The sequence below is a fragment of the Streptomyces sp. NPDC020801 genome (assembly GCF_044334385.1).
Taxonomy (GTDB): Bacteria; Actinomycetota; Actinomycetes; order Streptomycetales; family Streptomycetaceae; genus Streptomyces.
On sequence record NZ_JBIRST010000008.1, the window covers coordinates 252,443 to 276,700 of the forward strand.

Below are 24,258 nucleotides of genomic sequence, written 5' to 3' on the forward strand. Positions count from 1 at the left end.
GGGTTGTCGTCGGGTGGTGACGGTTCATGCACCTGATCGCTGCCTCACCGCCACCGGCCTGACCCTCGCACCACCGGCCCCACCGTGAAAACCTCAGTAACGGTGTCCTACTAGTAGCCGCACTTCTGCAGGCCGGCCCGGATGCCGGCCTCGCCGTCCACGTAGGGGGCGTAGGTCCACGCGTAAATGTGCAGCGAGTACCCGAGGTGGTTGTAGTACTCGGTTTTCGTGTGGTACCAGCGGTTCCCCTGGTCCAGCATCTTTCCCTTGTCGCTCCAGCAGTCGACCTCGATACCGTCCGTGACGTTCGGATTCGCGTTGTAGATGAGGTCCTGCTGAGTGGCCTTGTCGGCGTTGTCAATGACGTTGTAGTCGTTGTACAGCCCCACGTTGTGCCCGGTGGTCAAGTGGATTCCCATATCCGTGATGGCCGCGCTCGCCGGGGTGGCGGCCAACACCCCGCCCGTGGCCATGGCGCCGACCAGCGCCGTGGTCGCAGCCAGCTTCTTGCCGATGTACATGAGACTTCCTCCTGATCGCCTGACAACGTCGCGGCACGGCTGAGTGCCTCACAGTGACGCTATGGACACGGGTCCTTCGGCCGTCCTAGATGCGTCCTAGCGCCAGGTCAACCGGGGGTCGGCGCTGATCGTGAAGTTCCGGGGAGCACAACGCCTCCCACCGCAGGGTCCGCGCCCGCGTCGAGCACGCCTTCGCCCGCATGAACGGGCCGCTACTGACCGGACGCCGTCAGGTCGCTGCGGCGAGGTGCGGCGTAGGCCTCCAGGCCGGAGCGGGTCAGGCCGGTGAGCCGGGTGACCTCGGCCGGGTCGAGGGCGCCGCAGTCGAGGCCGCGCAGCAGATAGCCGCTGAGGGCCTTGGCGGTGGCGGGCTCGTCCAGGACGTCGCCGGAGGCGCGGCTGACGTAGCGGGCGAGGCGGGCGGCGGCCGGCTGGAAGCCCTCGCGGTAGAAGGCGAACACGGCCGCGTACCGGGTCGGGATGTGCCCGGGGTGCATGTCCCAGCCCTGGTAGTAGGCACGGGCCAGGGCGCGGCGGGTGAGGCCGTAGTGCAGCCGCCAGGCGTCGTGCACCTTCTCGGTCGGGCCGACGGGCAGGACGTTGGTGGAGCCGTCCGAGACGCGTACGCCCGTGCCGGCCGCCGCCACCTGCATGACCGCCTTGGCATGGTCGGCCGCCGGGTGGTCGCTGGCCTGGTAGGCGGCGGAGACGCCCAGGCAGGCGCTGTAGTCGAAGGTGCCGTAGTGGAGGCCCGTGGCCCGGCCCTCGGACGCCTGGATCATGCGGGCGACGGTGGCGGTGCCGTCGGCGGCGAGGATGGCCTGGCTGGTCTCGATCTGGATCTCGAAGCCGAGGCGGCCGGGTTCGAGCCCGTGCGCCTTCTCGAAGGCCTCCAGCAGCCGCACCATCGCGGTCACCTGCTCGGGGTAGGTCACCTTCGGCAGCGTCAGGACCAGCCCGCCGGGCAGGCCGCCGGCCTCCATCAGGCCGGTGAGGAAGACGTCGAGGGTGCGGATGCCCCGTTCGCGGACCGCCGCCTCCATGCACTTCACACGGATGCCCATGCAGGGCGCGGCCGTCCCCCTGGCGTACGCCTCGGCGATCAGCCGGGCCGCGCGGGCGGCCGCCCGGTCCTCCTCCGCATCGGGCCGGGTGCCGTAGCCGTCCTCGAAGTCCACGCGCAGGTCCTCGATCGGCTCCCGTTCCAGCTTGGTGCGGACGCGGTCGTACACGGGGGCGGCCAGTTCGTCGCTCAGGCCGAGCACCGCCGCGAACGAGGCCGCGTCCGGGGCGTGTTCGTCGAGGGCGGCCAGGGCCTGGTCGCCCCAGGAGCGGATGGTGTCGGCGGCGAAGACGTCCCCGGGGACGTAGACCGTGTGGACGGGCTGGCGGGTGCCGGGGTCGCCCGGATAACGGCGGTCCAGCTCGGCGTCGACCGGGGCGAGGGATGCGCTGATCGCCTCGCTGACGGCACCCGCGAGGCTCGTCGCCACCTTCTCCTGCCGGCCCTGGCCCATCCCACACCCTCCTGCCTTTCCACGGTACGGAATCAACAATCCGTTGAATGAAGCTATCCGTGGATCTTCCCGCGGGTCAACACCTGTCCGCAGCCTGAGCCGTCGCCGGGCCCGGGACAGGCCGAGGCCCCCGTGACCGCGGGGTCACGGGGGCCTCGTACCGCCCGATACGGCAGCCGGGACGTCAGCCCTTGCGGGCCTTGACCTCCTCGGTCAGCTGCGGGACGACGTCGAACAGGTCGCCGACCACGCCGTAGTCGACCAGGTCGAAGATCGGGGCCTCGGGGTCCTTGTTGACGGCCACGATCGTCTTCGAGGTCTGCATACCGGCGCGGTGCTGGATCGCGCCGGAGATGCCGTTGGCGATGTACAGCTGCGGCGAGACGGACTTACCGGTCTGGCCGACCTGGTTGGTGTGCGGGTACCAGCCCGCGTCCACCGCGGCACGCGAGGCGCCGACGGCCGCGCCGAGGGAGTCGGCCAGCGCCTCGATGATCGAGAAGTTCTCCGCGCCGTTGACGCCACGGCCACCGGAGACCACGATCGCGGCCTCGGTCAGCTCCGGACGGCCCGTCGACTCCCGCGGCGTACGGCCGGTCACCTTCGTACCGGTCGCCTTCTCGGAGAAGGACACCGCCAGGGCCTCGACCGCACCGGCGGCCGGAGCGGCCTCCACGGCCGCGCTGTTCGGCTTGACCGTGATGACCGGAGTGCCCTTGGAGACACGGGACTTGGTGGTGAAGGAGGCGGCGAACACCGACTGGGTGGCCACCGGGCCCTCGTCGCCGGCCTCCAGGTCGACGGCGTCGGTGATGATGCCCGAGCCGATGCGCAGCGCCAGACGCGCGGCGATCTCCTTGCCCTCCGCGGAGGACGGGACGAGCACGGCGGCCGGGGACACGGCCTCGTGGGCGGCCTGCAGGGCGTCCACCTTCGGCACGACCAGGTACTCGGCGTACTCGGAGGCGTCGTGGGTGAGGACCCGCGCCGCGCCGTGCTCGGCGAGGGTGGCGGCGGTGTCGGCGGCGCCGTTGCCGAGGGCGACGGCGACGGGCTCGCCGATGCGGCGGGCCAGGGTCAGCAGCTCCAGGGTGGGCTTGCGGACGGCACCGTCCACGTGGTCGACGTAGACGAGAACTTCAGCCATGGGAATGGTTCTCCTAGCGGAATTGCGAAGTCTTCAGGGGGGCGAGGGGCGGGGGGCGGGAAGGGAGCGGGCCCTCGCGCGGGCCCGGGGTCCCTCAGATGAACTTCTGGCTCGCGAGGAACTCAGCGAGCTGCTTGCCGCCCTCGCCCTCGTCCTTGACGATCGTGCCCGCCGTGCGGGCCGGGCGCTGGGCCGCGGCGTCGACCTTCGTCCAGGCGTTCTCCAGGCCGACCTCGTCCGCGTCGATGTCCAGGTCGGACAGGTCCCAGGACTGAACCGGCTTCTTCTTGGCCGCCATGATGCCCTTGAAGGAGGGGTAACGCGCCTCACCCGACTGGTCGGTGACCGACACGACGGCCGGCAGGGACGCCTCGAGCCGCTCGGAGGCGGCGTCGCCGTCGCGGCGGCCCTTGACCGTGCCGTCCTCGACCGAGACCTCCGACAGCAGCGTGACCTGCGGGACACCCAGACGCTCGGCCAGCAGGGCCGGTACGACACCCATGGTGCCGTCCGTCGACGCCATGCCGGAGATCACCAGGTCGTAGCCGGCCTTCTCGACGGCCTTGGCCAGGACGAGGGAGGTGCCGATGGCGTCCGTGCCGTGCAGGTCCTCGTCCTCGACGTGGATGGCTTTGTCGGCACCCATCGACAGCGCCTTGCGCAGCGCGTCCTTGGCGTCCTCCGGGCCGACGGTGAGGACGGTGACCTCGGCGTCGCCGTCCCCGTCGTAGTTCTCGGCGATCTGCAGCGCCTGCTCGACCGCGTACTCGTCCAGCTCGGAGAGCAGACCGTCCACGTCGTCACGGTCGACGGTCAGGTCATCGGCGAAGTGCCGGTCGCCAGTGGCGTCGGGCACGTACTTCACAGTGACAACGATCCTCAAGCTCACGCCGGCTCTCCTACTGCATCGTCATTTCTGGGCTGCCTTCTTGCAGGCAGCATAGGCGCCTGAAGCGGCCGATCCCGGTCGGGGCGACCCCGCGCTCCGACCGGAATATTACTCGTCAGTACACCTAGTTCATGCCCGCTAAGCAAGCGCTTTGAACTGTGACCTTCGCAACGCAGCGTAACCGGAATCCGACGGCTTCGCAGGCGAGGGCGAGCAGGCGGGTTCGGTCCCGCCGGCGGGTTCAGTCCCGCAGGCCGTTGAAGCGGCCCTGGTGGTAGAGCAGGGGGCGCCCGGCGCCGGTGGGGTCGCCGAGGACGACCTCGGCGAGCACGATCCGGTGGTCGCCGGCCGGAACCCGCGCGACCACCCGGCAGACCAGCCAGGCGAGCACGTCGTCGAGGACGGGCACCCCCTCGGGGCCGTCGCGCCAGGAGGTGGGCGCCCCGAAACGGTCGGCGCCGCTGCGGGCGAAGGTGACGGCCAGGTCCTCCTGGTGCTCGCCGAGTATGTGGACGCCGATGTGGTCGCTCTCGGAGATCGCCGGCCAGCTGGAGGCTCCGGTGCCGACACCGAAGGAGAGCATCGGGGGCTCGGCGGAGACGGAGGTGAGGGAGGTGGCGGTGAAGCCGACCGGTCCGGCGTCACCGCGGGCGGTGATCACCGCGACACCCGCCGCGTGCCGCCGGAAGACGGAGCGGAGCAGGTCGGGCGAGGCGAGTTGGAAGGTACCGAGGCCGGACGTGGCCGTCATGGAGTTGTCCTTCTGCTGATGGGACGGGCGGGGTCCGTGGCTGTTCAACAGCCCGGACAGCGCGCGCTCACGTGGCGGGCGAGGTCGACGTCCGCCCGCCCGAAGAGAAGGAGTTCCCGATGCATGCAGTCAGGCTGACGATGGGTGGTGCGCACAGTCAAGTGCGTCCCGGCATCTGGGAGATGCCTCACCGTCACGGACAGGCGTGTCAAACCGCCTCCCCAAGGGCCGCGATGACGTCCGCCTTGCGCGGCTGGCCGGTGGCGCGCCGCACGATGCGGCCGTCCGCGTCGAGGACGAGCACGGTCGGCGTCTTGAGGATGTCGAGCTCGCGCACCAGGTCCAGACGGGCCTCGGCGTCGATCTCGACATGGGCGACTCCGGGCACGACGCCGGCCACCTCGCCCAGAACCCGCCGGGTCGCCCGGCAGGGCGCGCAGAAGGCGCTGGAGAACTGCACCAGCGTCGCGCGCTCGCCGAGGTCCTCGCCCAGGTCGGCCACTCCGAGCCGCCTGCCCTCGTCCCGCCCTCGCACCCGTATCCTCCCGCTCCGCCGCCGCTGCAGCGCTCCATAGGCGCTCGCCGCCACGAGCACCGCCACACACACCACCAGTCCGGTCATCGCCCCTGTTCCAGCGTTCATGAGACTGCAAGGATTCCCGGCTGCCCGAATGGGTTTCCGATGCGGAATGCTTGATTCATGGACATCGATACCAGAGGGCCGCGCTTCGGCGCTGCCGTGACCACCGTCGTGCTGGCCATGGTGCTGATCACCGGCAGCGTCTGGCTGCTGGCCTGGCAGACGCTGGCGTTCGCGCTGGGCGCGGCGGGCGGGGTCGGCCGGTCGCCGTACGGCTGGGCGTTCCGGACGGCCGTACGGCCCCGGCTCGGCCCGCCCACCGAGTTCGAGGCGCCCGAACCCCCGCGGTTCGCACAGGCGGTGGGGCTCGTCTTCGCGGGCCTGGGGCTCGTCGGGTACGCCGTGGGGCCCGCCTGGCTCGGACTCGCGGCGACCGGCGCCGCGCTCGCCGCCGCATTCCTCAACGCCGCGTTCGGGTATTGCCTGGGCTGCGAGCTGTACCTGCTGGTGCGGCGGGTGGCGGTGCGTACGGAGTGACACCGGTGACGGCTGCACTGCGCCGACGTGACGAGGATCTCGCCGTGTACGGGCACGTGGGCTGGCTCCCCGGCCGTTCTTGGGGCACGATCTGCGACGTGCCGTAGACCTACGGCAGCGTAACTTCCGCCGGGAGCCCCCTACCCTGGCAGACAGAAGGGTCCGCCCCGCTCATGGCCGAGCTTGTCTACCGTCCCGTCATCGGTCTCGCCCGCACGATGTTCAAGGTGTGGGACCTCAAGATCGACTGCAAGGGGTCGGAGAACATCCCGCGCTCGGGCGGCGCCGTGCTGGTGAGCAACCACATCAGCTATCTGGACTTCATCTTCAGCGGGCTCGCGGCGCTCCCGCAGAAGCGTCTGGTGCGCTTCATGGCGAAGGAGTCGGTCTTCCGGCACCGGATCTCCGGCCCCTTGATGCGCGGCATGAAGCACATCCCGGTGGACCGCGCCCAGGGCGAGGCCGCCTACGCGCACGCGCTGGACTCGCTGCGGTCGGGCGAGGTCATCGGGGTCTTCCCGGAGGCCACCATCTCCCAGTCGTTCACCCTGAAGGGCTTCAAGTCCGGCGCGGCCCGGCTGGCCCAGGAGGCGGGCGTCCCGCTGATCCCGATGGCGGTCTGGGGCACCCAGCGGCTGTGGACCAAGGGCCAGCCGCGCAACTTCAAGCGCAGCCACACCCCGATCACCATCCGGGTCGGCGAGGCGGTCGAGGCGCCCCGCGACCAGTACGCGGGCGCCATCACGCGCCGGCTGCGCGAGCGCGTCCAGGAGCTCCTGGAGGCCGCCCAGCGCGCCTATCCGGTTCGTCCCAAGGGGCCGGACGACACCTGGTGGATGCCCGCCCACCTCGGCGGCACGGCCCCCACCCTGGAGCAGCTGCGCACAGCCGAGGCCCTCTGACCCGGCACACCACCGCAGCGGTGGGGCGTCCCGGGGCAGGCTTCGATCCGTCGCCCCTCGGTCCGTCGGTCCGTCGGTCCGTCGCCCGCTGAGCCGCCGGGCCGCGTCCCATCCGTCTGATCCCTTGCGGCGCGCCGACCCATCGCGCCCGTGAGGCCGGCCGGCCACGCCGCCCGGGCCGGTTCCTCACCTCGCCCGGGCCGGTTCCTCACGCCGCCGGGGTCCGGACCGTGATCCGGGCTCCCGGACTGAACTTCTCCAGGGTCCGGCCAGTTCGGCGCCCGCCTGGCCGGCGCCTCGGCCGAGTTGCGGGTCCGGGACGGCTTGGCGCCGAAGGCCGTGCAGACCTCGCGCCAGGCGGCCATGTGCGGGTCCTCGTGCGGGGCGTGCCCGTCCGGACGTACGGCGAGAGGGTGGGCCGCCTCGTCCAGGAGCGCCGAACTCGCCTGGGTGCTGGGCCCGTTGACCGGGCCGTGGGCCTCCACGGCGACGTGGGTGAAGCCGGGCGCGAGCGCGCGCACCTCGTCGGACACGATGAGGGTGAGCGTCGTCTTCTTCGTCAGGGGATCACAGTGCGGTCGGGAGCGTCCTCCACAGCCGCGGCCGGTCCGGCGCGGCCCTGAGGGCGCTCAGTACGGCCGGGTGCGGTTCGGCGTACAGGACCGGATAGTCCAACTCATTCGACTCCGGGTCGGGCACGAAGGCCAGGCGCTCGCCCGCGAGGGAGAACTGGGCGCTCAGTCCCGGCTTGTTGCCGCGCGGGTCCTGCCGGTGCCAGGCCCCGTTGAACCGTACGGCGACCAGCCCGTGCACGGCGTACCCGCCGCCGCCGTCGTGAGCCAGCCGCTGATAGCAGAGCGCCGTCGGGATGTCCTCGGCCCGCAGCAGGGCGGCCAGTGCGTGGGCCTTGGCGTAGCAGATGCCGGTGCGCCACCGGAGGACGTCCGAGGCGCGCCAGGTGACGCGCAGGTCGCCGGAGTCCTGCGAGTGCGGGACGGTGTCGCGTACGAACTCGTACGCGGCTCGCGCATAGGCATACGAGTCGGCCACCCCCTCGGCGAGGCGGCAGGCCGTCTCGCGGACCACCGGGTCTTCGTGGTCGATCGCCTCGTCGGCAGCCAGGTAGGCGGACAGGTCGGGAGTGTTCTGGATCAGCTCCATGCCGGCAGAGCATAGGAATGCGATCACTCGCCAGTCAATGAATTTTCGAGTGATCGCATAACTATGCAATCGGACCGCGGTCGCCGGTCCCGGGCCGGCCACCTCGGCGCGCTAGCGGGCCATCTCCTCCTTCAGCGCCGCCACGAACGCGTCCACGTCGTCCTCGGTCGTGTCGAAGGAGCACATCCAGCGGACGACTCCCTCGGCCTCGTTCCAGAAGTAGAAGCGGAACCGCTCCTGCAGACGCTCGCTCACGTCGTGCGGGAGCCTGGCGAAGACGCCGTTGGCCTGCACCGGGTAGAGGATCTCCACGCCGTGCACAGCCCGCACGCCCTCCGCCAGCCGCTGCGCCATCTCGTTGGCGTGCCTGGCGTTGCGCAGCCACAGGTCCTTGGCGAGCAGCGCCTCGAGCTGCACCGACACGAAGCGCATCTTGGAGGCGAGCTGCATGGACAGCTTGCGCAGGTGCTTCATGTGGCTGACGGCGTCCTGGTTGATGACGACGACCGCCTCGCCCACCAGCGCGCCGTTCTTCGTCCCGCCCAGCGAGAGGATGTCGACGCCGACCGCGTTGGTGAACGTCCGCATGGGCACGTTCAGGGAGACGGCCGCATTGGCTATCCGGGAGCCGTCCAGATGCACCTTCATGCCGCGCGCGTGGGCGTGCTCGCAGATCGCGCGGATCTCCTCCGGCGTGTAGAGGGTGCCGAGCTCCGTGCTCTGGGTGATCGAGACGACCTGCGGCATCGCGCGGTGCTCGTCCTCCCAGCCGTACGCCTGGCGGTCGATGAGCTCGGGCGTGAGCTTGCCGTCCGGCGTGGGCACGGTGAGCAGCTTCAGACCGCCCATGCGCTCGGGCGCACCGCCCTCGTCGACGTTGATGTGCGCGCTCTCGGCGCAGATCACCGCGCCCCAGCGGTCGGTGACCGCCTGGAGCGCGACGACGTTGGCGCCAGTGCCGTTGAACACCGGGAACGCCTCGGCGGTGGCGCCGAAGTGGCTGCGGACGATCTGCTGGAGGTTCTCGGTGTAGGCGTCCTCGCCGTACGCGACCTGGTGCCCACCGTTGGCCACGGCCAGGGCGGCGAGCACCTCCGGGTGGATTCCCGCGTAGTTGTCGCTGGCGAAACCGCGGACCTCCGGGTCGTGATGGCGACGCGCGTCGGTCCTGGGAGGGTTCACGGCTTCTCGGTCAGCCACAGACGGTTTCCGTTCACTTCCGCGGCGGGCTTGTTCCAGACGTCGGCGATGGCCTCGGCGAGGTCCTTGACGTCCGTGAAGCCCGCGAACTTCGCGTTGGGGCGCTCGGCGCGCATCGCCTCGTGCACCAACGCCTTCACCACCAGGATCGTAGCCGCGGACGTCGGCCCCTCGGCGCCCTCGGCCTTCCCGGCCTTGCGGAAGTAGTCGGCCATGGCCAGCGTCCAGGCCTCGGCGGCGGCCTTGGCCGCGGAGTAGGCGGCGTTGCCCGCGGTCGGCCTGCTGGCGCCCGCCGCGCTGATCAGCACGTACCGGCCGCGCTCGCTGCGCTGCAGTGCCTCGTGGAACGCCAGGGAGGTGTGCTGCACGGTGCGGATGAGCAGCAGCTCCAGGAAGTCCCAGTCGTCCAGGCTGGTCTTGGTGAAGGTCTCGCTGCCGCGCCAGCCGCCGACGAGGTGCACCAGGCCGTCCACGCGGCCGAAGTCCTTCTCGACGTGCGCGGCCCAGTCACGGGTCGAGTTCAGGTCGAGCAGGTCGACCGTGTCCCCGGTGACGGTGGCGCCGCCGGAGGCGTAGCGGGCCGCGTCCACGGCCTCGGACAGCCGCTCCGGGTCGTTGTCCGCGCCGACGACGGTCGCGCCCGCCTCGGCGAGCCTGAGCAGTGCCGCCCGGCCGGCGGGTCCACCCGCGCCGGCCACCGCGATCACCGCACCGCTGAGAGCCCCGTTCCCCATGTTCTTCGCCTCCTGAGCAGTGTGCGTGTCCATTGTGCGCCCACGGAGCGCCGCAGCCGGTGTCGAGGGCGCGACCGTGCTCACCCCTTCGGGCCTGCGTGCTCCCCCATGCTCTTCGGGCAGGGGGTGCCCGCACGCGGTCTCGGCACCGGCGCGCTTGTGCGGCGCACCGCGCTTAGCGCGATCGCTCACGCGGCGACCCGCTCGGCGCTGTCCGCCGTGATGCCCTTGGTGGAGGCGATCACGTTCTTCAGCTTCTTGGACAGTGCCTCGTAGAACATGCTCAGGGGAAACTCGTCCGGAAGCACGTCGTCGACGAGCTTGCGCGGCGGCTGGGTCAGATCCAGGGCGTCGGGCCCCTTGGCCCACCTGGAGCCGGGGTGCGGCGCGAGGTAGGTGGAGACCAGCTCGTAGCCGGCGAACCAGTGCACCAGCTTGGGGCGGTCGATGCCGTCGCGGTAGAGCTTCTCGATCTCGGCGCACAGCTGGTTGGTGACCTGCGGGGCGCGCTCCCAGTCGATCGAGAGCCTGTTGTCGGTCCAGCGCACCACGTCGTGCTTGTGCAGGTAGGCGAAGAGCAGCTGGCCGCCGAGACCGTCGTAGTTGCGCACGCGCTCGCCGGTGACCGGGAACCGGAACATGCGGTCGAACAGCACCGCGTACTGCACGTCACGGGCCTGGGCGACGCCGTCCGCCTGGAGCTTCACGGCCTCCTTGAAGGCGGTCAGGTCGCAGCGCAGCTCCTCCAGGCCGTACATCCAGAACGGCTGGCGCTGCTTGATCATGAACGGGTCGAAGGGCAGGTCGCCGTGGCTGTGGGTGCGGTCGTGCACCATGTCCCACAGCACGAAGGCCTCCTCGCAGCGCTTCTGGTCGTGGACCATGGCGGCGATGTCCTCGGGCAGCCGAAGGCCCAGCAGGTCGACGGCGGCGGCGGTGACGCGACGGAAGCGGGCGGCCTCCCGGTCGCAGAAGATGCCACCCCAGGAGAATCGTTCCGGCGCCTCGCGCACGGCGATCGTCTCGGGGAAGAGGACGGCGGAGTTGGTGTCGTAGCCGGCCGTGAAGTCCTCGAAGGTGATGCCGCAGAACAGCGGGTTGTCGTAGCGGGTGCGCTCCAGCTCGGCCAGCCAGTCCGGCCAGACCATGCGCAGCACGACCGCCTCCAGGTTGCGGTCCGGGTTGCCGTTCTGCGTGTACATCGGGAAGACGACCAGGTGCTGCAGGCCGTCCTCGCGGTGCGCGGCGGGCTGGAAGGCCAGCAGCGAGTCGAGGAAGTCCGGCACCTCGAACCCGCCCTCGGCCCAGCGGCACAGGTCCTTGGCGAGCACCTCGTGGTAGGCGGCGGCGTGCGGCAGCAGCGGGGACAGCTCCCGGACGGCCTCGACCGCACGGCGTACGGCGGCCTCGGCGTCGGTCCGGAGCGGGGCACCCTCGGCCTCGAAGTCGATCGAACCGTCCTTCGACTGCCATGGCCGGATCTGCTCCACGGCATCCTTGAGAACAGGCCAGGCCGGGTGCTCGACCACCCTGCTCGCCGGAGGAACCCGTCCCTCCGTACCCACCTGCACAAGAATTTCCGTCATGTCCCATCCTCCACGGGAGAAGCTTGCGTAAGGAGACCGTATACATACGAGGTTTCCGCCATCAAGGGGGGTCACGGGAAATTTTTCTGCACACACCCGCTGTCACCGACCATTTTCCTGCCGAACACCCGTACAGCGGCGAGTTCCACTAGACCGGTCGGGTGATGCACCGCTCCGTAACCGGGGACGGTTTTCGGCCGCCGATGACGGCGGGACGGTGAGCCGGGACCCCGGGTCAATCTCCGCGGGACTCGCCCACGCCGGAGTGACCGCCCCGGCGGCACACCCCTGCCGTCTCCGGGCCGTCACCCCACTGCCCCGTGTAAGCACGGGTTCATCGCCGCTCGGGGCGATTAGGCTGCGGCACTGCCGCGCGGACGGTGTCCGTCCGCTCCGCGCCGCGCCGAGCCGCCGTCGACGGAAGCGAGTTGAACCTTGAACTTCCTTACCATCGGTCACCGCGGAGTCATGGGTGTCGAGCCCGAGAACACCCTCCGTTCCTTCGTCGCCGCCCAGCAGGCCGGCCTCGACGTCATCGAACTCGATCTGCACCTGAGCAAGGACGGCGCGCTCGTCGTCATGCACGACGCGGAGGTGGACCGCACGACCGACGGCAGCGGTCCGATCGCCGACAAGACCCTGGCCGAGCTGCGCTCCCTGGACGCCGGCCGCGGCGAGCGCATCCCGGTCTTCGAGGAGGTCCTCGACGCCGTGAGCGCGCCGCTGCAGGCCGAGATCAAGGACGTGGCGGCGGCGCAGGCGCTGGCCGAGGTCATGAACCGGCGCGACCTGGTCTCCCGGGTCGAGGTGCTGTCGTTCCACGACGAGGCGATCGCCGAGACCGCCCGCCTGGTGCCCGGCGTACGCACCGCGCTCGTCGCGGACCACTACGGGACCGAGGTCGTCGAGCGTGCAACCGCGGCCGGCGCCGCCACCCTCGTCCTCAACATCCGCCGGCTCACCCTGGAAATCGTCGAGCACGCGCGCAAGGCGGACCTGAGGATCATCGGCTGGGTCGTGAACACCCTGGACCACCTGCGCCTGGTCCGGGCCCTCGAGCTCGACGGCGCGACCACCGACTACCCGCAGATCAAGCGCACCGGCCGCTTCACCGCGTAGTCGAAGGTCTCGTCCCCGCCTGCGCGAGCTCCTTGACCAGCAGCTCGAACTGCAGGTCGGCACGCTGCGGAATGCCGAAGCGCTCGTCGCCGTACGGGAAGGGGGTCATCCTTCCCGTACGGCGGTAGCCGCGCCGCTCGTACCAGGCGATCAGGTCCTCGCGCACCGAGATCACGGTCATGTGCATCTCCGTGACGCCCCAGGTCTCGCGGGCCTGCCGCTCGGCCTCCGCGATGATCAGCTTGCCGAGGCCGGTGCCCTGCGAGGCGGGGCTGACCGCGAACATGCCGAAGTAGGCGTGCTCGCCGCGGTGCTGCAGCTGGCAGCAGGCGACCGCGCGGCCGTCCCGCTCGACCGTCAGCAGCCGGCTGTCGGGCGACTTGATCACGGCCAGCACCCCCTCGGGGTCCGTCCGCTGCCCCTGGAGGATGTCCGCCTCGGTGGTCCACCCGGCCCGGCTGGCGTCCCCGCGGTAGGCCGACTCGATCAGTGCGACCAGCGTGTCGACATCGGCGTCGGTGGCGTCGCGGAAGGTCAGTGCGGTGGCGGCGTCGGTGTCCATGGAGGCATGCCTTTCGGTCCTCGGGCGCGGCAGGGCAGGGATGAGCGTAACCCTGGCACTAGGGTGCGGGTGCATGGTGCACGTACTCAGCAGCCGGACCCTGCTCCGCCCCTCGGACCCCGAGCGCTCCCGCGCCTTCTACGGTGAGCAGCTGGGCCTCGCCGTTCATCGCGAGTTCGGCACCGGGCCGGAGCGCGGCACCGTCTACTTCCTCGGCGGCGGCTTCCTGGAGGTCTCGGGGCGGCGCGAGGACGCCGCGGATCCGCCGTCCGCCGCCGTCCGGCTGTGGCTCCAGGTCGAGGACGTGGCGGCGGCCGAGGACGAACTGCGGGCGAAGGGCGTCGAGATCGCGCGCCCACCGGTGCGCGAGCCGTGGGGGCTGATCGAGATGTGGATCGCCGATCCGGACGGCACCCGCATCGTCCTCGTCGAGGTGCCGGCCGACCATCCGCTGCGGTTCCGGCCCGGCATCCAGGGGGTGCAGTAGACGCCGCGGGGGTGATCCGAACGACACCCCCCGGCACGCTCCCGGCCGTACGGCTCCGGCTGGCCGCCGTCGGTGGCCGGGGCTAGCGTGCTGGTGGTGGGGACGAGCCATCCCGGAGGAGTGCCATGGAGTTCGACAAGCCGGTGACCGGCGGCCCCTGCTGGGCGGAGTTGGGGACCAGCGACCTTGAGGCGGCCAGACGGTTCTACGGGGACGTCTTCGGCTGGCAGTGCGAGACCGACCCCCGGCAGGAGCTGCGCGGGTACACCGTGGTGCGCCTGGGGAACACGGCCGTGGCCGGACTGGGCCCGCTGTACCGGCCCTCGCAGCCGGTCGCCTGGAACGTCTCCTTCGCCGTCTCCAACGCCGACACCGCCACCAACAAGGTCGTGGAGGCCGGCGGCACCGTGGTCCGGGGCCCGATGGACGTGTTCGACGAGGGCCGGCTGACGGTGGCCCTGGACCCGTCGGGCGCGGCCTTCCAGATGTGGCAGGCGGGCGACTTCTCGGGCGCCGGGGTGTTCAACCGGCCCGGTTCGCTGGGCTGGGTGGAGCTGAAGACCCGCGACATCTTCAGGGCCCGGGACTTCTACACGACCGTGTTCGGCTGGAGCGTCAACGCCTCGGAGTGGTACACGCAGTGGGGCCTGCACGGCGAGGACTTCGGCGGCATGACGGCGATGCACGACCAGTTCCCGCCCGACGTACCGCCGCACTGGCTGCCGTACTTCGCGGTCGAGGACGTGGACGCGACCACGGACATCGCACTGCGCTCCGGTGCCAAGGCCCTGCAGGAGCCCACCTCCGTCCCGGCCGGACCCCGCATCGCGGTGCTGCGGGACCCACAGGGCGCGGCCTTCGGCGTGTACCAGGCGACCAGGGGGGACTGAGGCGGCCCGGGCGACGGACGGGGCGACCTGGCCGACCCGGCGGTGGTCGCGGGCCGGCCGGAGGGCAGAGAGGGCCGGCCGGAGGGCTGAGAGGGCCGGGAAGGCGGAGCGGGGCGGCTCGGCGAGGCAGAGCGGGCCCGGTCAGGAAGGCAGCCGGGTGGCCCGGGAAGGCGGAGCGGGCGCGGTCGGAAAGGCAGCCGGGCGGCGGGGGATCGTCGGCGTGCGGCCCGGCGGTCCACTCCGGCGCCCGGAACGGCGGGGCTGGGCGGGGACCCCGGATCCGCGCGGGGGCCCGCAAACGGCGCGAGCCGGGTGAGGGGGCTCAGATCCGCGCGGCGCCCTGGAGCCGCTCCAGTCGCCCCAGCAACTCGCCCAGCAGGGCCGCCAGGCCGCCCCGTCCGTCGTCGCCCAGAACGGACAGCACGTCCCGTTCGTAGGCCAGCTGCTCCGGCAGGATGCCGTCCACGAGGTCGCGTCCGGCGTCCGTGAGGCGCAGGTGGGCGACCCGGCGGTCACGGGTGTCGCCGCGCCGGTCCACCAGCCCGCGTTCGGTCAGCTGCTTCAGGCGCTTGGTGACGGCGGCTCCCGAGGAGAACGTCTCGCGGGCCAGTTCGCTCGGGGTGAGCTCGTGCCCGGTGCGGCGCAGCGCCCCGAGCAGGTCGAACTCGGGACGGCTGAGCCCCGCCCGGCGCAGCGGCGCGTCCTCGGCCTGCTGGAGGAGGGCGGCGCAGCGGTTGATCCGGCCGATGATCTCCATCGGGGCCGTGTCCAGGTCGGGGTGGACGGCCCGCCACTGGCGGACGACGGCGGCGACCGTGTCGTCACGGGTGCCGCCCGGCACCGTTCGTGGTGCGGTGCCGCCGGGCCGCGTCCGGTCGTGCGCCGCATCTCCGGTCACCGCTCCCCCGTCGGCGGGCCGCCCGTTCCTCGCCGTCATGGCCGTACGTCCTCCGTCGTCCTGTCCGTGCCCCGCACCGGGGCGTCGAGGCCCAGGCGCCGTACCGTCGCGGCGAGCGTACGGTGTGCGGACCGCTCGGTGGCCACGACTCGCTCCTGGGGCAGGGCGCGCTGCCACCACTCGCCGGACGCGGCGTCCACGGTGGCGCGCAGTTCGACCAGCGTGGCGGCCAGGCCGCGGCGCGCGGACTGCAGGGCGCCGGGCGCCGGCCGCTCCTCGGCCAGCAGGCGCGCGGCCCGTTCGCGGGCGCGGTCGACGGCGGTCAGGGCGTTCTCGATGCGGTCGCCGGCGCGGCGGTTGGTGACGGCGACGGCGGCCACGAAGCCGACCAGCGCGCCGACGAGGGTGTCCACGGCCCGCTCGGTGATCAGCTCGCCCGCCGCGTGCTGACCGGCGAACTCGGTGACGAGCAGTGCCATGGGGGTCACGCAGATGGTGCCGAGCCAGTAGTTGCGGCCGATCAGCGCCTCGGCGCCGAAGTTGAGGGCCAGACAGCACAGGACGAGGGCCGCGCCGCTGGTGTGCGCCAGCGGGGCGATCGCGGCGAAGACGAGCACACCGGCTAGGTTGCCCACGACGCGCTGGACGCTCCGGCTCCAGGTGAGGGTGACGTTGGCCTGGTAGAGGGAGGCCGCGGTGACGAGGGCCCAGTAGGGACGGCCGACGCCGAGCGCGAGGGAGGCGTACCCGGCGAGGGCGCAGCCCAGTGCGGTGCGTACGGCGATCGGGGCGAGCGGGCCGAGCCGGCTCCACCAGGGCCGGTACGGGCCGGTGATCACGGCGTCCACGCCGGGCAGCTCCTCCGTGTCCGCCGGGCTCTCGCCGGTGTGCGGGACCGGGCCGGTGCCGCACAGTTCGCGCGCCCAGCTGCGCAGCCGCTCCGGGTCGGTGTCCGCGGGGGCGGCGAGCGCGACCTCGGCGCGGACGACGAGCCGTTCCAGGGCGCGCCGGGGCGCGGAGCGGGTGCCGGTGGACAGCAGTGCCTGCCAGGCGGCCTGCACGGCGGCGGCCGCGGCGGCGCGGGCCCGGGCGTGGCCGTCGCCGGTGCCCCGGGTGGCGGCGTAGGCGGCGGCCGCGTTCAGCGCCTGTGCGGTGGCGCGGCGCTCGGGGCCGTGCGGGCGCAGCAGGCCGGGCGCCATCCCGACCAGCCAGGCCCAGAGGGCCGCGGTGCCGGCCAGCGCCATGTGCGCGGGGACCTGGCCCGGACTCTGCGGGACGAACAGGGCGGCGGAGCTGATGAACGTGAGGACGACGTTGCCGGGCGGACCGATGCTGGTGGCGTCGCACAGCGCCTTCTGTGCTGCGGCCATCAGGGCGCCGACGGTGACCAGGACGACCGCGTCGGACGTGAGCGAGGCCGTGATCAGGGCGAGGGCGAGGCCGCCGAGCATGCCGAGGATCACCCAGGTCAGAGCGCGGGCCCGGGCGGCATAGGGGCGGTTGTGGGCATACAGCGCGCACAGCGAGCCGGCCATCGTGTACACGGCCAGGTCGAGGCGGCCGAGGGCGAGCAGCAGCAGGTTGGGCGGGGCGAGAGAGGCGACGACGCTCAGCGCGGGCTTGAACCAGATGTCGGAGGGCCGGCCGAGCCGGAGCACGCCGGTGAGCGGGAGACGCCGGGCGAGCCGGTTCGTGGGGGGACCGGGCGTGGGGGCGGGATCGGTGGCGGGCCTCGTACTGCGCATGCCACAAGCTTAACGGGTGTTTTACATGTAAAACATCTATCCGCGTGCGCTGTGACGTGGTGTGCTCCCTCGAATGCTCCCCGTGTACATCCTTGCGCTCGCGTGCGCGCCGCGTGCCCCGGGCATCCCTTGACCGACCGGACGGCCGCCGAGCGGCGGCCCGGATCCGACGATGCCGTCGAACGGGGAGGTGGGGGGTGCACGGACCGGTTTCGCCCGGCTGGCTGCTGGTCGCGCTGTGCGTGGCAACCGGGGCGTACTGCCTGCTGCGGATGCGCAGCACCGTCGAGGAGCAGCGCCGCGCCGCGGGTGGCGAGGCGCTGATGGGCTTCGGCATGGCCGCCATGGCCGTGCCCGCGGCCGTCTTCACCCCGCCCGCGTGGGCCTGGCCGGCCTACGCCGTGGTCTTCAGTACGGCCGCGCTGCGCGCACTGTGGTCGGCTCGGAGGAGTCCGCACCACCTGCACCACCTGGTGGGTGCCGCCGCCATGGTCTACATGGCCGTGGCGATGGCGGGCGTGCCCGCCTCCCACCACCACGCGCACGGCGCGTCGGGGGTGCCCCTGGTCACGGGAGCACTGCTGCTGTACTTCGTCGGATACGTGCTGCTGTCGGGGGCCCGGCTCGTGCCGGCCGACCCGGTGATGGCGAGCGGGAGCCCAACGAGGGGCGGCTCTACGGGTGGTGGCGCCACGGGCGGCGGCACGGGCGGCGGCACGGGCGGCGGCACGGGATGGGGCGACCGGCCGGAGTTGGCGCGAGCATGCCGGCTGTCGATGGGGATGGCGATGGTGGCCATGCTGCTCACCCTGTGAGGGCGGCGGCAGCCGTGGGCGGCCGTCCGGGCAGGAGGTGGTCTGTGTCACTTTGCCACGCCCGGCCGTCCCCCCGGGCAGGCGGCCGGTCATAGGCTGATCGCATGATGGTCCCCGCGGTCCTGTTGCTGCTCGGCGCCCTGACCGCCGTCGGCGCTCCGCGGCTGCTCGCCCGCGCCGACTGGCCGGACCGTGAACCGGTGCTCGCACTGTGGGCGTGGCAGTGCGTGGTGGCCGCGGTCCTGCTGTCCTGCGCGCTGTCGATGACGCTCAGTGCGGCGGCCGCCTGGCAGGCGGTGCGCGGCCATGTGTTCGCCACGGCGCCGCCTTCGGTGGTGGAGGCCTATGCCTTCGGCGCGGCCGGTCCCTGGGCGCCGACGACCGCGGTGGCGCTCGCGTGCGGCGGGCTGTGGAGCGCGGCGATGCTGGCCCGCGAGGTCCTGCGGGCCCGGGCGCGGCGTCGCCGGAGACGTGCCGAACTCCTGCTCCGCGCACCGTTGTTGCCCGGCGAACAGCCCCGCAGCGACCGGCTCGTCGTGTTGGAGGGCGAGCGGCCGGACGCCTGGTGGCTGCCCGGGGCCCCGCCCCGGCTCGTGGTCACCACGGCCGCGTTGCGCCGTCTGAAGGGGCGGCAGCTGGATGCCGTCCTGGCGCACGAGCAGGGCCACGCGCGGGCCCGGCACGACTGGCTGCTGCACTGCTCGGCCGCGCTGGCGGGAGGCTTTCCCCAGGTGCCGGTGTTCGCCGCGTTCCGCGACGAGATGCACCGCCTGGTCGAACTCGCCGCCGACGACGTGGCCTCGCGCCGCTTCGGCCGGCTGACGACGGCGCTCGCGCTGGTCGAACTCAACGAGGACCGCGGCGTGTTCGGGCCCTGCCCCACCCCCCAGGCCCACGTCCCACAGCGAGTGCGCCGACTGCTGACTCCCCCGGACCGGATCACGGCGGCCCGCAGGCTGCGCCTGACGGCGGTGGCGTCGCTCGTGCCGGCCGTTCCGGTGCTGGTGGCACTGGTGCCGGGGCTGCGGGCGCTCGGGTAGCCGTCCGGCGACGGCGGCGCGGGTTGCGCGGGTTTCCCCGCCCCCGGTTCGGCGGGGATCGCCTCATGCACCCCGCGACCCTCGACTCCCCGCCCCGTCCGCCCGGCCGGCGCCCGGTCGCCGCGCGTGCCGCTCCCGTGCTCGGCCTGTGCTCGGCGCTGCTGCTGACCCTCGTGGCGATCCGCCGGCAGCCGCTGATCGGCGTCGACGGCGCGGTCAGCCGCGCCACCCACCGCTGGGCGGTCCACGAGCGCGGCCTCACGCAGGTGTTCCGCGTCCTCACGGACTGGGTGTGGGACCCGCTGGCCATGCGCCTGCTCGGCGTGGTGGCGGCGGTGTGGCTCGTCCGGCGTCGCTCGGCCTGGCGAACGGCCGTGTGGCTGACGGTCACCTGTGTGCTGGCCACGTTGCTGCAGCAGGCGCTCAAGGCGGCGGTCGGCCGGCCGCGTCCGGTCTGGCCCGACCCGGTGGACTCCGCCCGCTACGCGGCCTTCCCGCCGGGTCACGCGATGACGGCCGACCGGCCTGAGCCCATCCCCACGTGCCCCGCCGCAAGGCCGACCGCTGCCCGGCCGCCACCGGGCCCACCGCAGCGGCGGGCGCTCCATCGGCCGGCCTGCCGCCCACACTCCGGCCGCGCCCGGGCTCGGCGGCCACCACAGGGTCCACGGCCCGGCAGACACCTCGCGAACTCCCGCCCGCCGCGCCGCCGGGCGTCCGTCTCGCGGCCGGGCCCGCGGTCCCGCGCGCGTTCCGGGACACTTCAGGCGCTGTTCGGCAGATGCGCGGGAAGGCGGCGCACGGGTGCCGGTGAACCGTGCAGTGCCGCCCGGAGCACGGGGGCCAGCACCCGCCGTACACCGGCGGCGTCGAGGGCGACGACGGGGCCCAGCGGGTTGAGGTAGCGGGTGAAGATCAGGCCGCCGATCACGGCCACGGCGGCCGTGGCGCGCTCGGTGGCGTGCCGGCCGCCGAGGTGGTCGGCGATCCGGCCGAGCACCTCGCGCTCCAGGAACTCCCGGAACACCCGCATGACGTCCTCGTCCCGCATGGCCGCAGGCTCCAGCGCGGCGAATCCGGAGCCGTCCGGCTCCTCCCACAGCGCGGTGACCGCGTCGACCAGCCGCTCGGCCAGCCCGGCCGGGTCGCCGTCCAGGGCGTGGACGATCGCGTTCGAACGGCCGCAGCGAATATTCATCACCTCGCCGAACAGCCCCTGTTTGGAGCCGAAGTGGTAGCCGATCAGAGCCACGTCGACATCGGCCGCGGCGGCGACGGCCCGGAGCGTCGTGCCCTGGTAGCCGTGGGCCAGGAACAGGCCCCGGGCCTTCTCGGCGATCCGGGCCCTGGTCTCGGGTCGGCCGCGCGGGCGGCCACGGGTTTTATTCATCAGCGTTGAATATCGCGTCGGTCCTGCGGGACCGTCAAGGCCTTCGGGGGCGGCAAGGCCCCCCTCACGACGCCCATCACCACGCCCATCACCACGCGGGAGAACATCATGCGCATCGCCGTCTTCGGAGCCGGCGGCCCCACCGGCCGCGAACTGCTCGCCCAGGCCCTCGACGCCGGGCACGAGGTCACCGCGGTGACACGCAGACCCGCGAGCGTCCCGGACCGTGCCGGCCTCGCCGTGGCCGACGCCGACGCGCTGGACGCGCGGGCGGTCGACGCCGTGGTCGCGGGCCAGGACGCGGTCCTGTCGGCGCTGGGAGTTCCGCCGGGACGGGGTCCGGTCACGCTCTACTCGGCCGCGGCCGCCCACATGACCGCCGCCATGGAACGGCACGGCGTCAAGCGGCTGTTGGTGGTCAGCTCCAGCGTCCTCGACCCCGCCTGGCGGCCCAGCGGGGCGTTCCTCTTCAACACCGTGCTGGACCCCTACGTGAACCGGGTGATCGCCCGCGCCGCCCACGAGGACATGCGGCGGATGGAGTCGCTGGTCCGCGCGAGCGACGTGGACTGGACGATCGTGCGTCCCTCGGGCCTGTTCGACCATCCCGGCCCGACCCCGTACGTCCTCGCGGAGAACAGCGCGGACGGTGTCTACACGGCCCGCTCCGACCTCGCCGCGAGCATGCTCGCCCAGCTGACCGACGACCGTTTCGTCCGCCGGGCGATGGGCGTGGTCACCACGCGGGTGCGGCCGGGTGTTCCGCGGATGATCTGGCGCGAGATCCGGAAGAACGTCCGCGCGGGGCGACCGGGAAAGTAGCCTCAGGACACCAGTGGGGTGAAGGTGGAGCCCGCCTCGGACGATCCCCCGCGTCGCCCGAGGCGGACGGCAGCTCGACCGGACCCCCGTACAGAGGGCCGGTCCGCTCGCGTTGAGTATAGTTGGCTGGCAGCCAGTCAACGCAGGAGTTCCAGCATGTCCCCGCGCAGCGCCTCGGTCAATGAAGAGTTGCGGCGGCGTTCCCGGGAGCGGCTCCTGCAGGCGGCGGTCGAGCTGGTGGGCGAACACGGGTACGAGGCGACGACGCTCGGCGACATCGCCGACCGCGCGGGATCGGCGCGCGGGCTGGTGTCGTACTACTTCCCCGGCAAGCGCCAGCTGGTGCAGTCCGCCGTGCACCGGCTGATGCACCGCACCCTGGAGGAGGCGCTGGAGCGCGAGCCGCAGACCGAGGACGGCCGGGAGCGGATGGCCCGGGCCATCGACGCGATCCTGGGCCTGGCCCGGGACCGGACGGTGCTGATGCGCCAGCACATGGCGGGCATCCTGCAGGCCGAGGGCTTCCTGCAGTGCCCGGAACAGCAGCGACTGTCGCAGCTGCTGCGGGACACCGTCGCCCGGCACGGCTCCACGGACGTCGACGCCGACTACCCGATGATGCGCGCCCTGCTGATGGGAGCGGTCTACGCGGCGCTGGTCCCCGGGGTGCCGATGCCGGTACCGGTGCTGCGGGCGGAACTGTTCAAGCGCTACCGGCTCGAGTGGGACATGGGTCTTCCCCCGGCCGCCGGGTCGCCCGGCAGCCGCCACGACGAGGACCTCTCCCGCTTCTTCGCGACGGACGGACCGTCGGCCGACCGGCCGGCTGCGGACCGGCCCGAGTAGTCCGGCCGCCCGCGGGCGTTCCGGCGCCAAGCGGTCCGAGCGGGTTCGCGCCTGGCCCGGTGAGCGCAGGCCCCCGGCGTGCACGGGAGGGAATCGGCCGTGCGACACGCCGTTGGCGCGGTGTCGTCGCTCTCCCCCGGCGGGCCGCTTGGTGCCATGCTGGAGCCATCAGCGATCTCCTCCGGCCGCCAGGGGTAAGGAGTTCCGCCGTGCTGCGTGTCGCCGTCGTCGGCTCGGGGCCGAGCGGGTGCTACACCGCTCAGGGCCTCGTCCAGCAGGACTCCTCGGTGTACGTCGACGTCCTCGACCGGCTGCCGTGCCCCTACGGGCTGGTGCGCTACGGCGTGGCACCGGACCACGAGAAGATCAAGTCCCTCCAGAACAACCTGCGCGCGGTGCTGGAGCACGAACGGGTCCGGTTCCTGGGCGGGGTGCAGATCGGCGGCCCCGGCGGACTGCCCGCCGCACGGCTGCTCCAGCTGTACCACGCGGTGGTCTACTGCGTGGGCGCCGCCACCGACCGCCACCTCGGGGTCCCGGGCGAGGAACTGCCGGGCAGCTGGTCGGCAACCGAGTTCGTGTCCTGGTACAGCGCCCATCCCGACGCCGTGGACGACGGTTTCGTGCGGGGCGCGAAGGCCGCCGTGGTCATCGGCGTGGGCAACGTCGCGGTGGACGTGACGCGCATGCTGGCCCGCGGCGCGACGGAGCTGAACCCCACCGACATGCCCGAGGCGGCGCTCGCCGCGCTGGCCGCGAGCCGGGTGACCGAGATCCACATGGTGGGCCGGCGGGGCCCCTCGCAGGCCCGCTTCACCACCAAGGAGCTGCGCGAGCTGGGCGCCCTGCCGGACACCGACGTCGTCGTCGACCCGGAGGAACTGGCCCTGGACCCGGCGTACGCGGACCCCTCGGCGCTGACCGCCGCCCAGCGCCGCAACATCGAGGTGCTGCGCGGCTGGGCGGCCGCGCCCCCGAAGGGCGCCACCCGCCGGATCCGGTTGCGCTTCTTCCTGCGGCCCGCCGAACTGCTCGCCGCGGACGGCCGCGTGGGCGCGGTGCGGTTCGAGCGGACGGTGCCGGACGGGCACGGCGGCGTGCGCGGGACGGAGACGTACGAGGACATCGGGGCGCAGCTGGCGCTGCGGTCGGTGGGCTACCGCGGAGTGCCGCTGGAGGGGCTGCCGTTCGACGCCCGCACCGGCACGGTGCCGCACCAGGCGGGGCGCGTCCTGCGCGACGGGGTGATCGCGACGGGCGAGTACGTGGCCGGCTGGATCAAGCGGGGCCCCACGGGTGTCATCGGCACCAACCGCCCGTGCGCGAAGGAGACGGTGACGTCGTTGCTGGCCGACGCCCCCGCCCTCGCCGGCAGGCGGGTACCCGGCGACACCCTCTCCGCGCTGCGCTCCGAGGGCGTGGAGCCGATCGGCTGGGCGGGCTGGCAGGCCATCGAACGGGCCGAGGCGGAGCTCGGCGCCGCACTCGGGCGGAGTGTGGTGAAGCTGCCGGACTGGGAGTCGCTGCGGGCGGCGGCGCGTACGGCGGCCTCGGCCTCCTGACGCGGCCGGGCGGGCACGGACGGGCGGGGTGGGACACGGGGGCGGCGGTTCAACCGCCTTGCTACGAGCGGCCGTTCACCCGGTCCCGAGGCGGGCCGCCTGGTGGGTGGCGGCGGCCAGGAGGGCGTCGAGGAGTCCCGGGAAGAGGTCGTCCAGGTCGTCCCGGCGCAGACCGTTCATCTTGGCCGTGCCCCGGTAGATCTGCCGGATCACGCCGGCCTCGCGCAGCACCCGGAAGTGGTGCGTGGTGGTCGACTTGGTGACGGGCAGGCCGAACTGCGAACAGGAGAGCTCGTCGCCGCCGGCGGCGAGCTCCCGCACGATCTGCAGCCGCAGCGGCTCGGACAGTGCGTGCAGCACACCTTCCAGACGGATCTCCGCACGCGTGGGGTGCGGGAGATCGCGTCCCCCGGCGGTGGGCGCGCGGGCGGGAGTCGGGGCGGTGGCGGGGGTGGTGCTGGTGGTCACGACGGCTCCACTTCGTACGAGACCTCTCATTCTACGAGGAACATCGTAGTTTGACAGTTGCCGTACTACGAGGATTATCGTACAAGCCA

At 72.6% G+C, this 24,258-nt stretch carries 25 protein-coding genes and 2 pseudogenes; 11 read left to right on the forward strand and 16 right to left on the reverse strand.

The window, feature by feature from the left end:
* Positions 1-110 precede the first annotated feature (110 nt).
* The 6 genes from ACH4UM_RS19265 to ACH4UM_RS19290 all read right to left on the reverse strand — a co-directional run bounded on the left by ACH4UM_RS19265 (position 111) and on the right by ACH4UM_RS19290 (position 5,447).
* On the reverse strand, positions 111-521 hold the full coding sequence (locus ACH4UM_RS19265; RefSeq protein WP_398180352.1) for a hypothetical protein: 411 nt from the start codon (positions 519-521) through the stop codon (positions 111-113).
* A 212-nt stretch (positions 522-733) separates the two neighbouring features.
* Complete coding sequence (locus ACH4UM_RS19270; protein WP_398180355.1) at positions 734-2,038, reverse strand: DUF6986 family protein; 1,305 nt, start codon at positions 2,036-2,038, stop codon at positions 734-736.
* A gap of 184 nt (positions 2,039-2,222) precedes the next feature.
* Complete coding sequence (locus ACH4UM_RS19275) at positions 2,223-3,185, reverse strand: electron transfer flavoprotein subunit alpha/FixB family protein (RefSeq protein WP_398180358.1); 963 nt, start codon at positions 3,183-3,185, stop codon at positions 2,223-2,225.
* A 94-nt stretch (positions 3,186-3,279) separates the two neighbouring features.
* Positions 3,280-4,074 (reverse strand): electron transfer flavoprotein subunit beta/FixA family protein, encoded by a 795-nt coding sequence (locus tag ACH4UM_RS19280; protein ID WP_398180361.1) that lies wholly within the window; start codon positions 4,072-4,074, stop codon positions 3,280-3,282.
* Between the two features lie 241 nt (positions 4,075-4,315).
* The gene (locus tag ACH4UM_RS19285; protein WP_398180364.1) at positions 4,316-4,825 is read right to left on the reverse strand and encodes a flavin reductase family protein; all 510 of its coding nucleotides are present in this window, start codon (positions 4,823-4,825) and stop codon (positions 4,316-4,318) included.
* 208 nt (positions 4,826-5,033) lie between these two features.
* On the reverse strand, positions 5,034-5,447 hold the full coding sequence (locus tag ACH4UM_RS19290; RefSeq protein ID WP_398180616.1) for a TlpA family protein disulfide reductase: 414 nt from the start codon (positions 5,445-5,447) through the stop codon (positions 5,034-5,036).
* A gap of 78 nt (positions 5,448-5,525) precedes the next feature.
* On the opposite strand from ACH4UM_RS19290, the gene ACH4UM_RS19295 reads away from it, so the two are divergent.
* Positions 5,526-5,942 carry a DUF4395 domain-containing protein gene (locus ACH4UM_RS19295; RefSeq protein WP_398180367.1) on the forward strand — a complete coding sequence of 139 codons (417 nt, stop codon included), beginning with the start codon at positions 5,526-5,528 and terminating at the stop codon, positions 5,940-5,942.
* Between the two features lie 173 nt (positions 5,943-6,115).
* Complete coding sequence (locus ACH4UM_RS19300; RefSeq protein ID WP_398180370.1) at positions 6,116-6,844, forward strand: lysophospholipid acyltransferase family protein; 729 nt, start codon at positions 6,116-6,118, stop codon at positions 6,842-6,844.
* A 278-nt stretch (positions 6,845-7,122) separates the two neighbouring features.
* On the opposite strand, the pseudogene ACH4UM_RS19305 reads toward ACH4UM_RS19300, so the two are convergent.
* From ACH4UM_RS19305 to ACH4UM_RS19325, 5 genes and pseudogenes are all read right to left on the reverse strand, one after another.
* Positions 7,123-7,407: pseudogene (locus ACH4UM_RS19305) on the reverse strand (cytoplasmic protein); the annotation flags it as partial.
* 4 nt (positions 7,408-7,411) lie between these two features.
* Positions 7,412-8,005, reverse strand: coding sequence for a transglutaminase domain-containing protein (locus ACH4UM_RS19310; protein ID WP_398180373.1), 594 nt, complete (start codon positions 8,003-8,005; stop codon positions 7,412-7,414).
* A gap of 111 nt (positions 8,006-8,116) precedes the next feature.
* Positions 8,117-9,187 (reverse strand): threonine aldolase family protein, encoded by a 1,071-nt coding sequence (locus ACH4UM_RS19315; RefSeq protein WP_398180376.1) that lies wholly within the window; start codon positions 9,185-9,187, stop codon positions 8,117-8,119.
* Positions 9,184-9,939 (reverse strand): SDR family NAD(P)-dependent oxidoreductase, encoded by a 756-nt coding sequence (locus ACH4UM_RS19320; RefSeq protein WP_398180379.1) that lies wholly within the window; start codon positions 9,937-9,939, stop codon positions 9,184-9,186. The genes ACH4UM_RS19315 and ACH4UM_RS19320 overlap by 4 nt, the downstream gene beginning before the upstream one ends.
* A 188-nt stretch (positions 9,940-10,127) precedes the next feature.
* Positions 10,128-11,525 carry a DUF6421 family protein gene (locus tag ACH4UM_RS19325; RefSeq protein ID WP_398180382.1) on the reverse strand — a complete coding sequence of 466 codons (1,398 nt, stop codon included), beginning with the start codon at positions 11,523-11,525 and terminating at the stop codon, positions 10,128-10,130.
* 435 nt (positions 11,526-11,960) lie between these two features.
* Here ACH4UM_RS19325 and ACH4UM_RS19330 point away from each other — a divergent pair, with 435 nt between their 5' ends.
* Positions 11,961-12,644 (forward strand): glycerophosphodiester phosphodiesterase, encoded by a 684-nt coding sequence (locus ACH4UM_RS19330; RefSeq protein WP_398180385.1) that lies wholly within the window; start codon positions 11,961-11,963, stop codon positions 12,642-12,644.
* On the opposite strand, the gene ACH4UM_RS19335 is transcribed toward ACH4UM_RS19330, so the two are convergent.
* Positions 12,634-13,206 carry a GNAT family N-acetyltransferase gene (locus ACH4UM_RS19335; protein ID WP_398180388.1) on the reverse strand — a complete coding sequence of 191 codons (573 nt, stop codon included), beginning with the start codon at positions 13,204-13,206 and terminating at the stop codon, positions 12,634-12,636. The genes ACH4UM_RS19330 and ACH4UM_RS19335 overlap by 11 nt on opposite strands.
* Before the next feature lie 73 nt (positions 13,207-13,279).
* Between ACH4UM_RS19335 and ACH4UM_RS19340 the strand changes: the two genes are divergently transcribed.
* Both ACH4UM_RS19340 and ACH4UM_RS19345 read left to right on the forward strand, forming a co-directional pair.
* Entirely contained in the window at positions 13,280-13,693 is a 414-nt protein-coding gene (locus tag ACH4UM_RS19340; protein ID WP_398180391.1) for a VOC family protein, read from the forward strand.
* Positions 13,694-13,818: 125 nt separating this feature from the next.
* Positions 13,819-14,583 carry a VOC family protein gene (locus ACH4UM_RS19345; RefSeq protein ID WP_398180394.1) on the forward strand — a complete coding sequence of 255 codons (765 nt, stop codon included), beginning with the start codon at positions 13,819-13,821 and terminating at the stop codon, positions 14,581-14,583.
* Between the two features lie 322 nt (positions 14,584-14,905).
* On the opposite strand, the gene ACH4UM_RS19350 is transcribed toward ACH4UM_RS19345, so the two are convergent.
* Together ACH4UM_RS19350 and ACH4UM_RS19355 are read right to left on the reverse strand one after the other, a co-directional pair.
* The gene (locus ACH4UM_RS19350) at positions 14,906-15,520 is read right to left on the reverse strand and encodes a MarR family winged helix-turn-helix transcriptional regulator (RefSeq protein WP_398180397.1); all 615 of its coding nucleotides are present in this window, start codon (positions 15,518-15,520) and stop codon (positions 14,906-14,908) included.
* Positions 15,517-17,226 (reverse strand): FUSC family protein, encoded by a 1,710-nt coding sequence (locus ACH4UM_RS19355; RefSeq protein WP_398180400.1) that lies wholly within the window; start codon positions 17,224-17,226, stop codon positions 15,517-15,519. The genes ACH4UM_RS19350 and ACH4UM_RS19355 overlap by 4 nt, the downstream gene beginning before the upstream one ends.
* A gap of 197 nt (positions 17,227-17,423) precedes the next feature.
* On the opposite strand from ACH4UM_RS19355, the gene ACH4UM_RS19360 reads away from it, so the two are divergent.
* The 3 genes and pseudogenes from ACH4UM_RS19360 to ACH4UM_RS19370 all read left to right on the forward strand — a co-directional run.
* Positions 17,424-18,041, forward strand: a complete 618-nt coding sequence (locus ACH4UM_RS19360) for a DUF5134 domain-containing protein (protein ID WP_398180403.1) — start codon at positions 17,424-17,426, stop codon at positions 18,039-18,041.
* Between the two features lie 104 nt (positions 18,042-18,145).
* Positions 18,146-19,081, forward strand: coding sequence for a M56 family metallopeptidase (locus ACH4UM_RS19365; protein ID WP_398180406.1), 936 nt, complete (start codon positions 18,146-18,148; stop codon positions 19,079-19,081).
* Between the two features lie 65 nt (positions 19,082-19,146).
* Positions 19,147-19,599 (forward strand): annotated as a pseudogene (locus ACH4UM_RS19370) (hypothetical protein); the annotation flags it as partial.
* A 245-nt stretch (positions 19,600-19,844) separates the two neighbouring features.
* Here ACH4UM_RS19370 and ACH4UM_RS19375 read toward each other — a convergent pair.
* Positions 19,845-20,471, reverse strand: coding sequence for a TetR family transcriptional regulator (locus ACH4UM_RS19375; protein WP_398180409.1), 627 nt, complete (start codon positions 20,469-20,471; stop codon positions 19,845-19,847).
* A gap of 108 nt (positions 20,472-20,579) precedes the next feature.
* On the opposite strand from ACH4UM_RS19375, the gene ACH4UM_RS19380 reads away from it, so the two are divergent.
* The 3 genes from ACH4UM_RS19380 (at position 20,580) to ACH4UM_RS19390 (ending at position 23,701) form a co-directional block, all read left to right on the forward strand.
* Positions 20,580-21,293, forward strand: coding sequence for an NAD(P)-dependent oxidoreductase (locus tag ACH4UM_RS19380; protein WP_398180412.1), 714 nt, complete (start codon positions 20,580-20,582; stop codon positions 21,291-21,293).
* A 156-nt stretch (positions 21,294-21,449) separates the two neighbouring features.
* Positions 21,450-22,139 carry a TetR/AcrR family transcriptional regulator gene (locus tag ACH4UM_RS19385; protein ID WP_398180415.1) on the forward strand — a complete coding sequence of 230 codons (690 nt, stop codon included), beginning with the start codon at positions 21,450-21,452 and terminating at the stop codon, positions 22,137-22,139.
* Positions 22,140-22,348: 209 nt separating this feature from the next.
* Positions 22,349-23,701 (forward strand): FAD-dependent oxidoreductase, encoded by a 1,353-nt coding sequence (locus tag ACH4UM_RS19390; protein ID WP_398180418.1) that lies wholly within the window; start codon positions 22,349-22,351, stop codon positions 23,699-23,701.
* A 75-nt stretch (positions 23,702-23,776) separates the two neighbouring features.
* On the opposite strand, the gene ACH4UM_RS19395 is transcribed toward ACH4UM_RS19390, so the two are convergent.
* Complete coding sequence (locus tag ACH4UM_RS19395) at positions 23,777-24,169, reverse strand: ArsR/SmtB family transcription factor (protein WP_398180421.1); 393 nt, start codon at positions 24,167-24,169, stop codon at positions 23,777-23,779.
* Positions 24,170-24,258: the final 89 nt, after the last annotated feature.

Excerpts from the sequence above, each read along its gene's own strand:
- ACH4UM_RS19265 (WP_398180352.1), bottom strand. The coding sequence starts at position 521 with ATGTACATCGGCAAGAAGCTGGCTGCGACCACGGCGCTGGTCGGCGCC.
- ACH4UM_RS19270 (WP_398180355.1), bottom strand. The coding sequence starts at position 2,038 with ATGGGCCAGGGCCGGCAGGAGAAGGTGGCGACGAGCCTCGCGGGTGCC.
- ACH4UM_RS19275 (WP_398180358.1), bottom strand. The coding sequence starts at position 3,185 with ATGGCTGAAGTTCTCGTCTACGTCGACCACGTGGACGGTGCCGTCCGC.
- ACH4UM_RS19285 (WP_398180364.1), bottom strand. The coding sequence starts at position 4,825 with ATGACGGCCACGTCCGGCCTCGGTACCTTCCAACTCGCCTCGCCCGAC.
- ACH4UM_RS19290 (WP_398180616.1), bottom strand. The coding sequence starts at position 5,447 with ATGACCGGACTGGTGGTGTGTGTGGCGGTGCTCGTGGCGGCGAGCGCC.
- ACH4UM_RS19295 (WP_398180367.1), top strand. The coding sequence starts at position 5,526 with ATGGACATCGATACCAGAGGGCCGCGCTTCGGCGCTGCCGTGACCACC.
- ACH4UM_RS19300 (WP_398180370.1), top strand. The coding sequence starts at position 6,116 with ATGGCCGAGCTTGTCTACCGTCCCGTCATCGGTCTCGCCCGCACGATG.
- ACH4UM_RS19310 (WP_398180373.1), bottom strand. The coding sequence starts at position 8,005 with ATGGAGCTGATCCAGAACACTCCCGACCTGTCCGCCTACCTGGCTGCC.
- ACH4UM_RS19320 (WP_398180379.1), bottom strand. The coding sequence starts at position 9,939 with ATGGGGAACGGGGCTCTCAGCGGTGCGGTGATCGCGGTGGCCGGCGCG.
- ACH4UM_RS19325 (WP_398180382.1), bottom strand. The coding sequence starts at position 11,525 with ATGACGGAAATTCTTGTGCAGGTGGGTACGGAGGGACGGGTTCCTCCG.
- ACH4UM_RS19335 (WP_398180388.1), bottom strand. The coding sequence starts at position 13,206 with ATGGACACCGACGCCGCCACCGCACTGACCTTCCGCGACGCCACCGAC.
- ACH4UM_RS19340 (WP_398180391.1), top strand. The coding sequence starts at position 13,280 with ATGGTGCACGTACTCAGCAGCCGGACCCTGCTCCGCCCCTCGGACCCC.
- ACH4UM_RS19345 (WP_398180394.1), top strand. The coding sequence starts at position 13,819 with ATGGAGTTCGACAAGCCGGTGACCGGCGGCCCCTGCTGGGCGGAGTTG.
- ACH4UM_RS19350 (WP_398180397.1), bottom strand. The coding sequence starts at position 15,520 with ATGACGGCGAGGAACGGGCGGCCCGCCGACGGGGGAGCGGTGACCGGA.
- ACH4UM_RS19355 (WP_398180400.1), bottom strand. The coding sequence starts at position 17,226 with ATGCGCAGTACGAGGCCCGCCACCGATCCCGCCCCCACGCCCGGTCCC.
- ACH4UM_RS19365 (WP_398180406.1), top strand. The coding sequence starts at position 18,146 with ATGATGGTCCCCGCGGTCCTGTTGCTGCTCGGCGCCCTGACCGCCGTC.
- ACH4UM_RS19375 (WP_398180409.1), bottom strand. The coding sequence starts at position 20,471 with ATGAATAAAACCCGTGGCCGCCCGCGCGGCCGACCCGAGACCAGGGCC.
- ACH4UM_RS19380 (WP_398180412.1), top strand. The coding sequence starts at position 20,580 with ATGCGCATCGCCGTCTTCGGAGCCGGCGGCCCCACCGGCCGCGAACTG.
- ACH4UM_RS19385 (WP_398180415.1), top strand. The coding sequence starts at position 21,450 with ATGTCCCCGCGCAGCGCCTCGGTCAATGAAGAGTTGCGGCGGCGTTCC.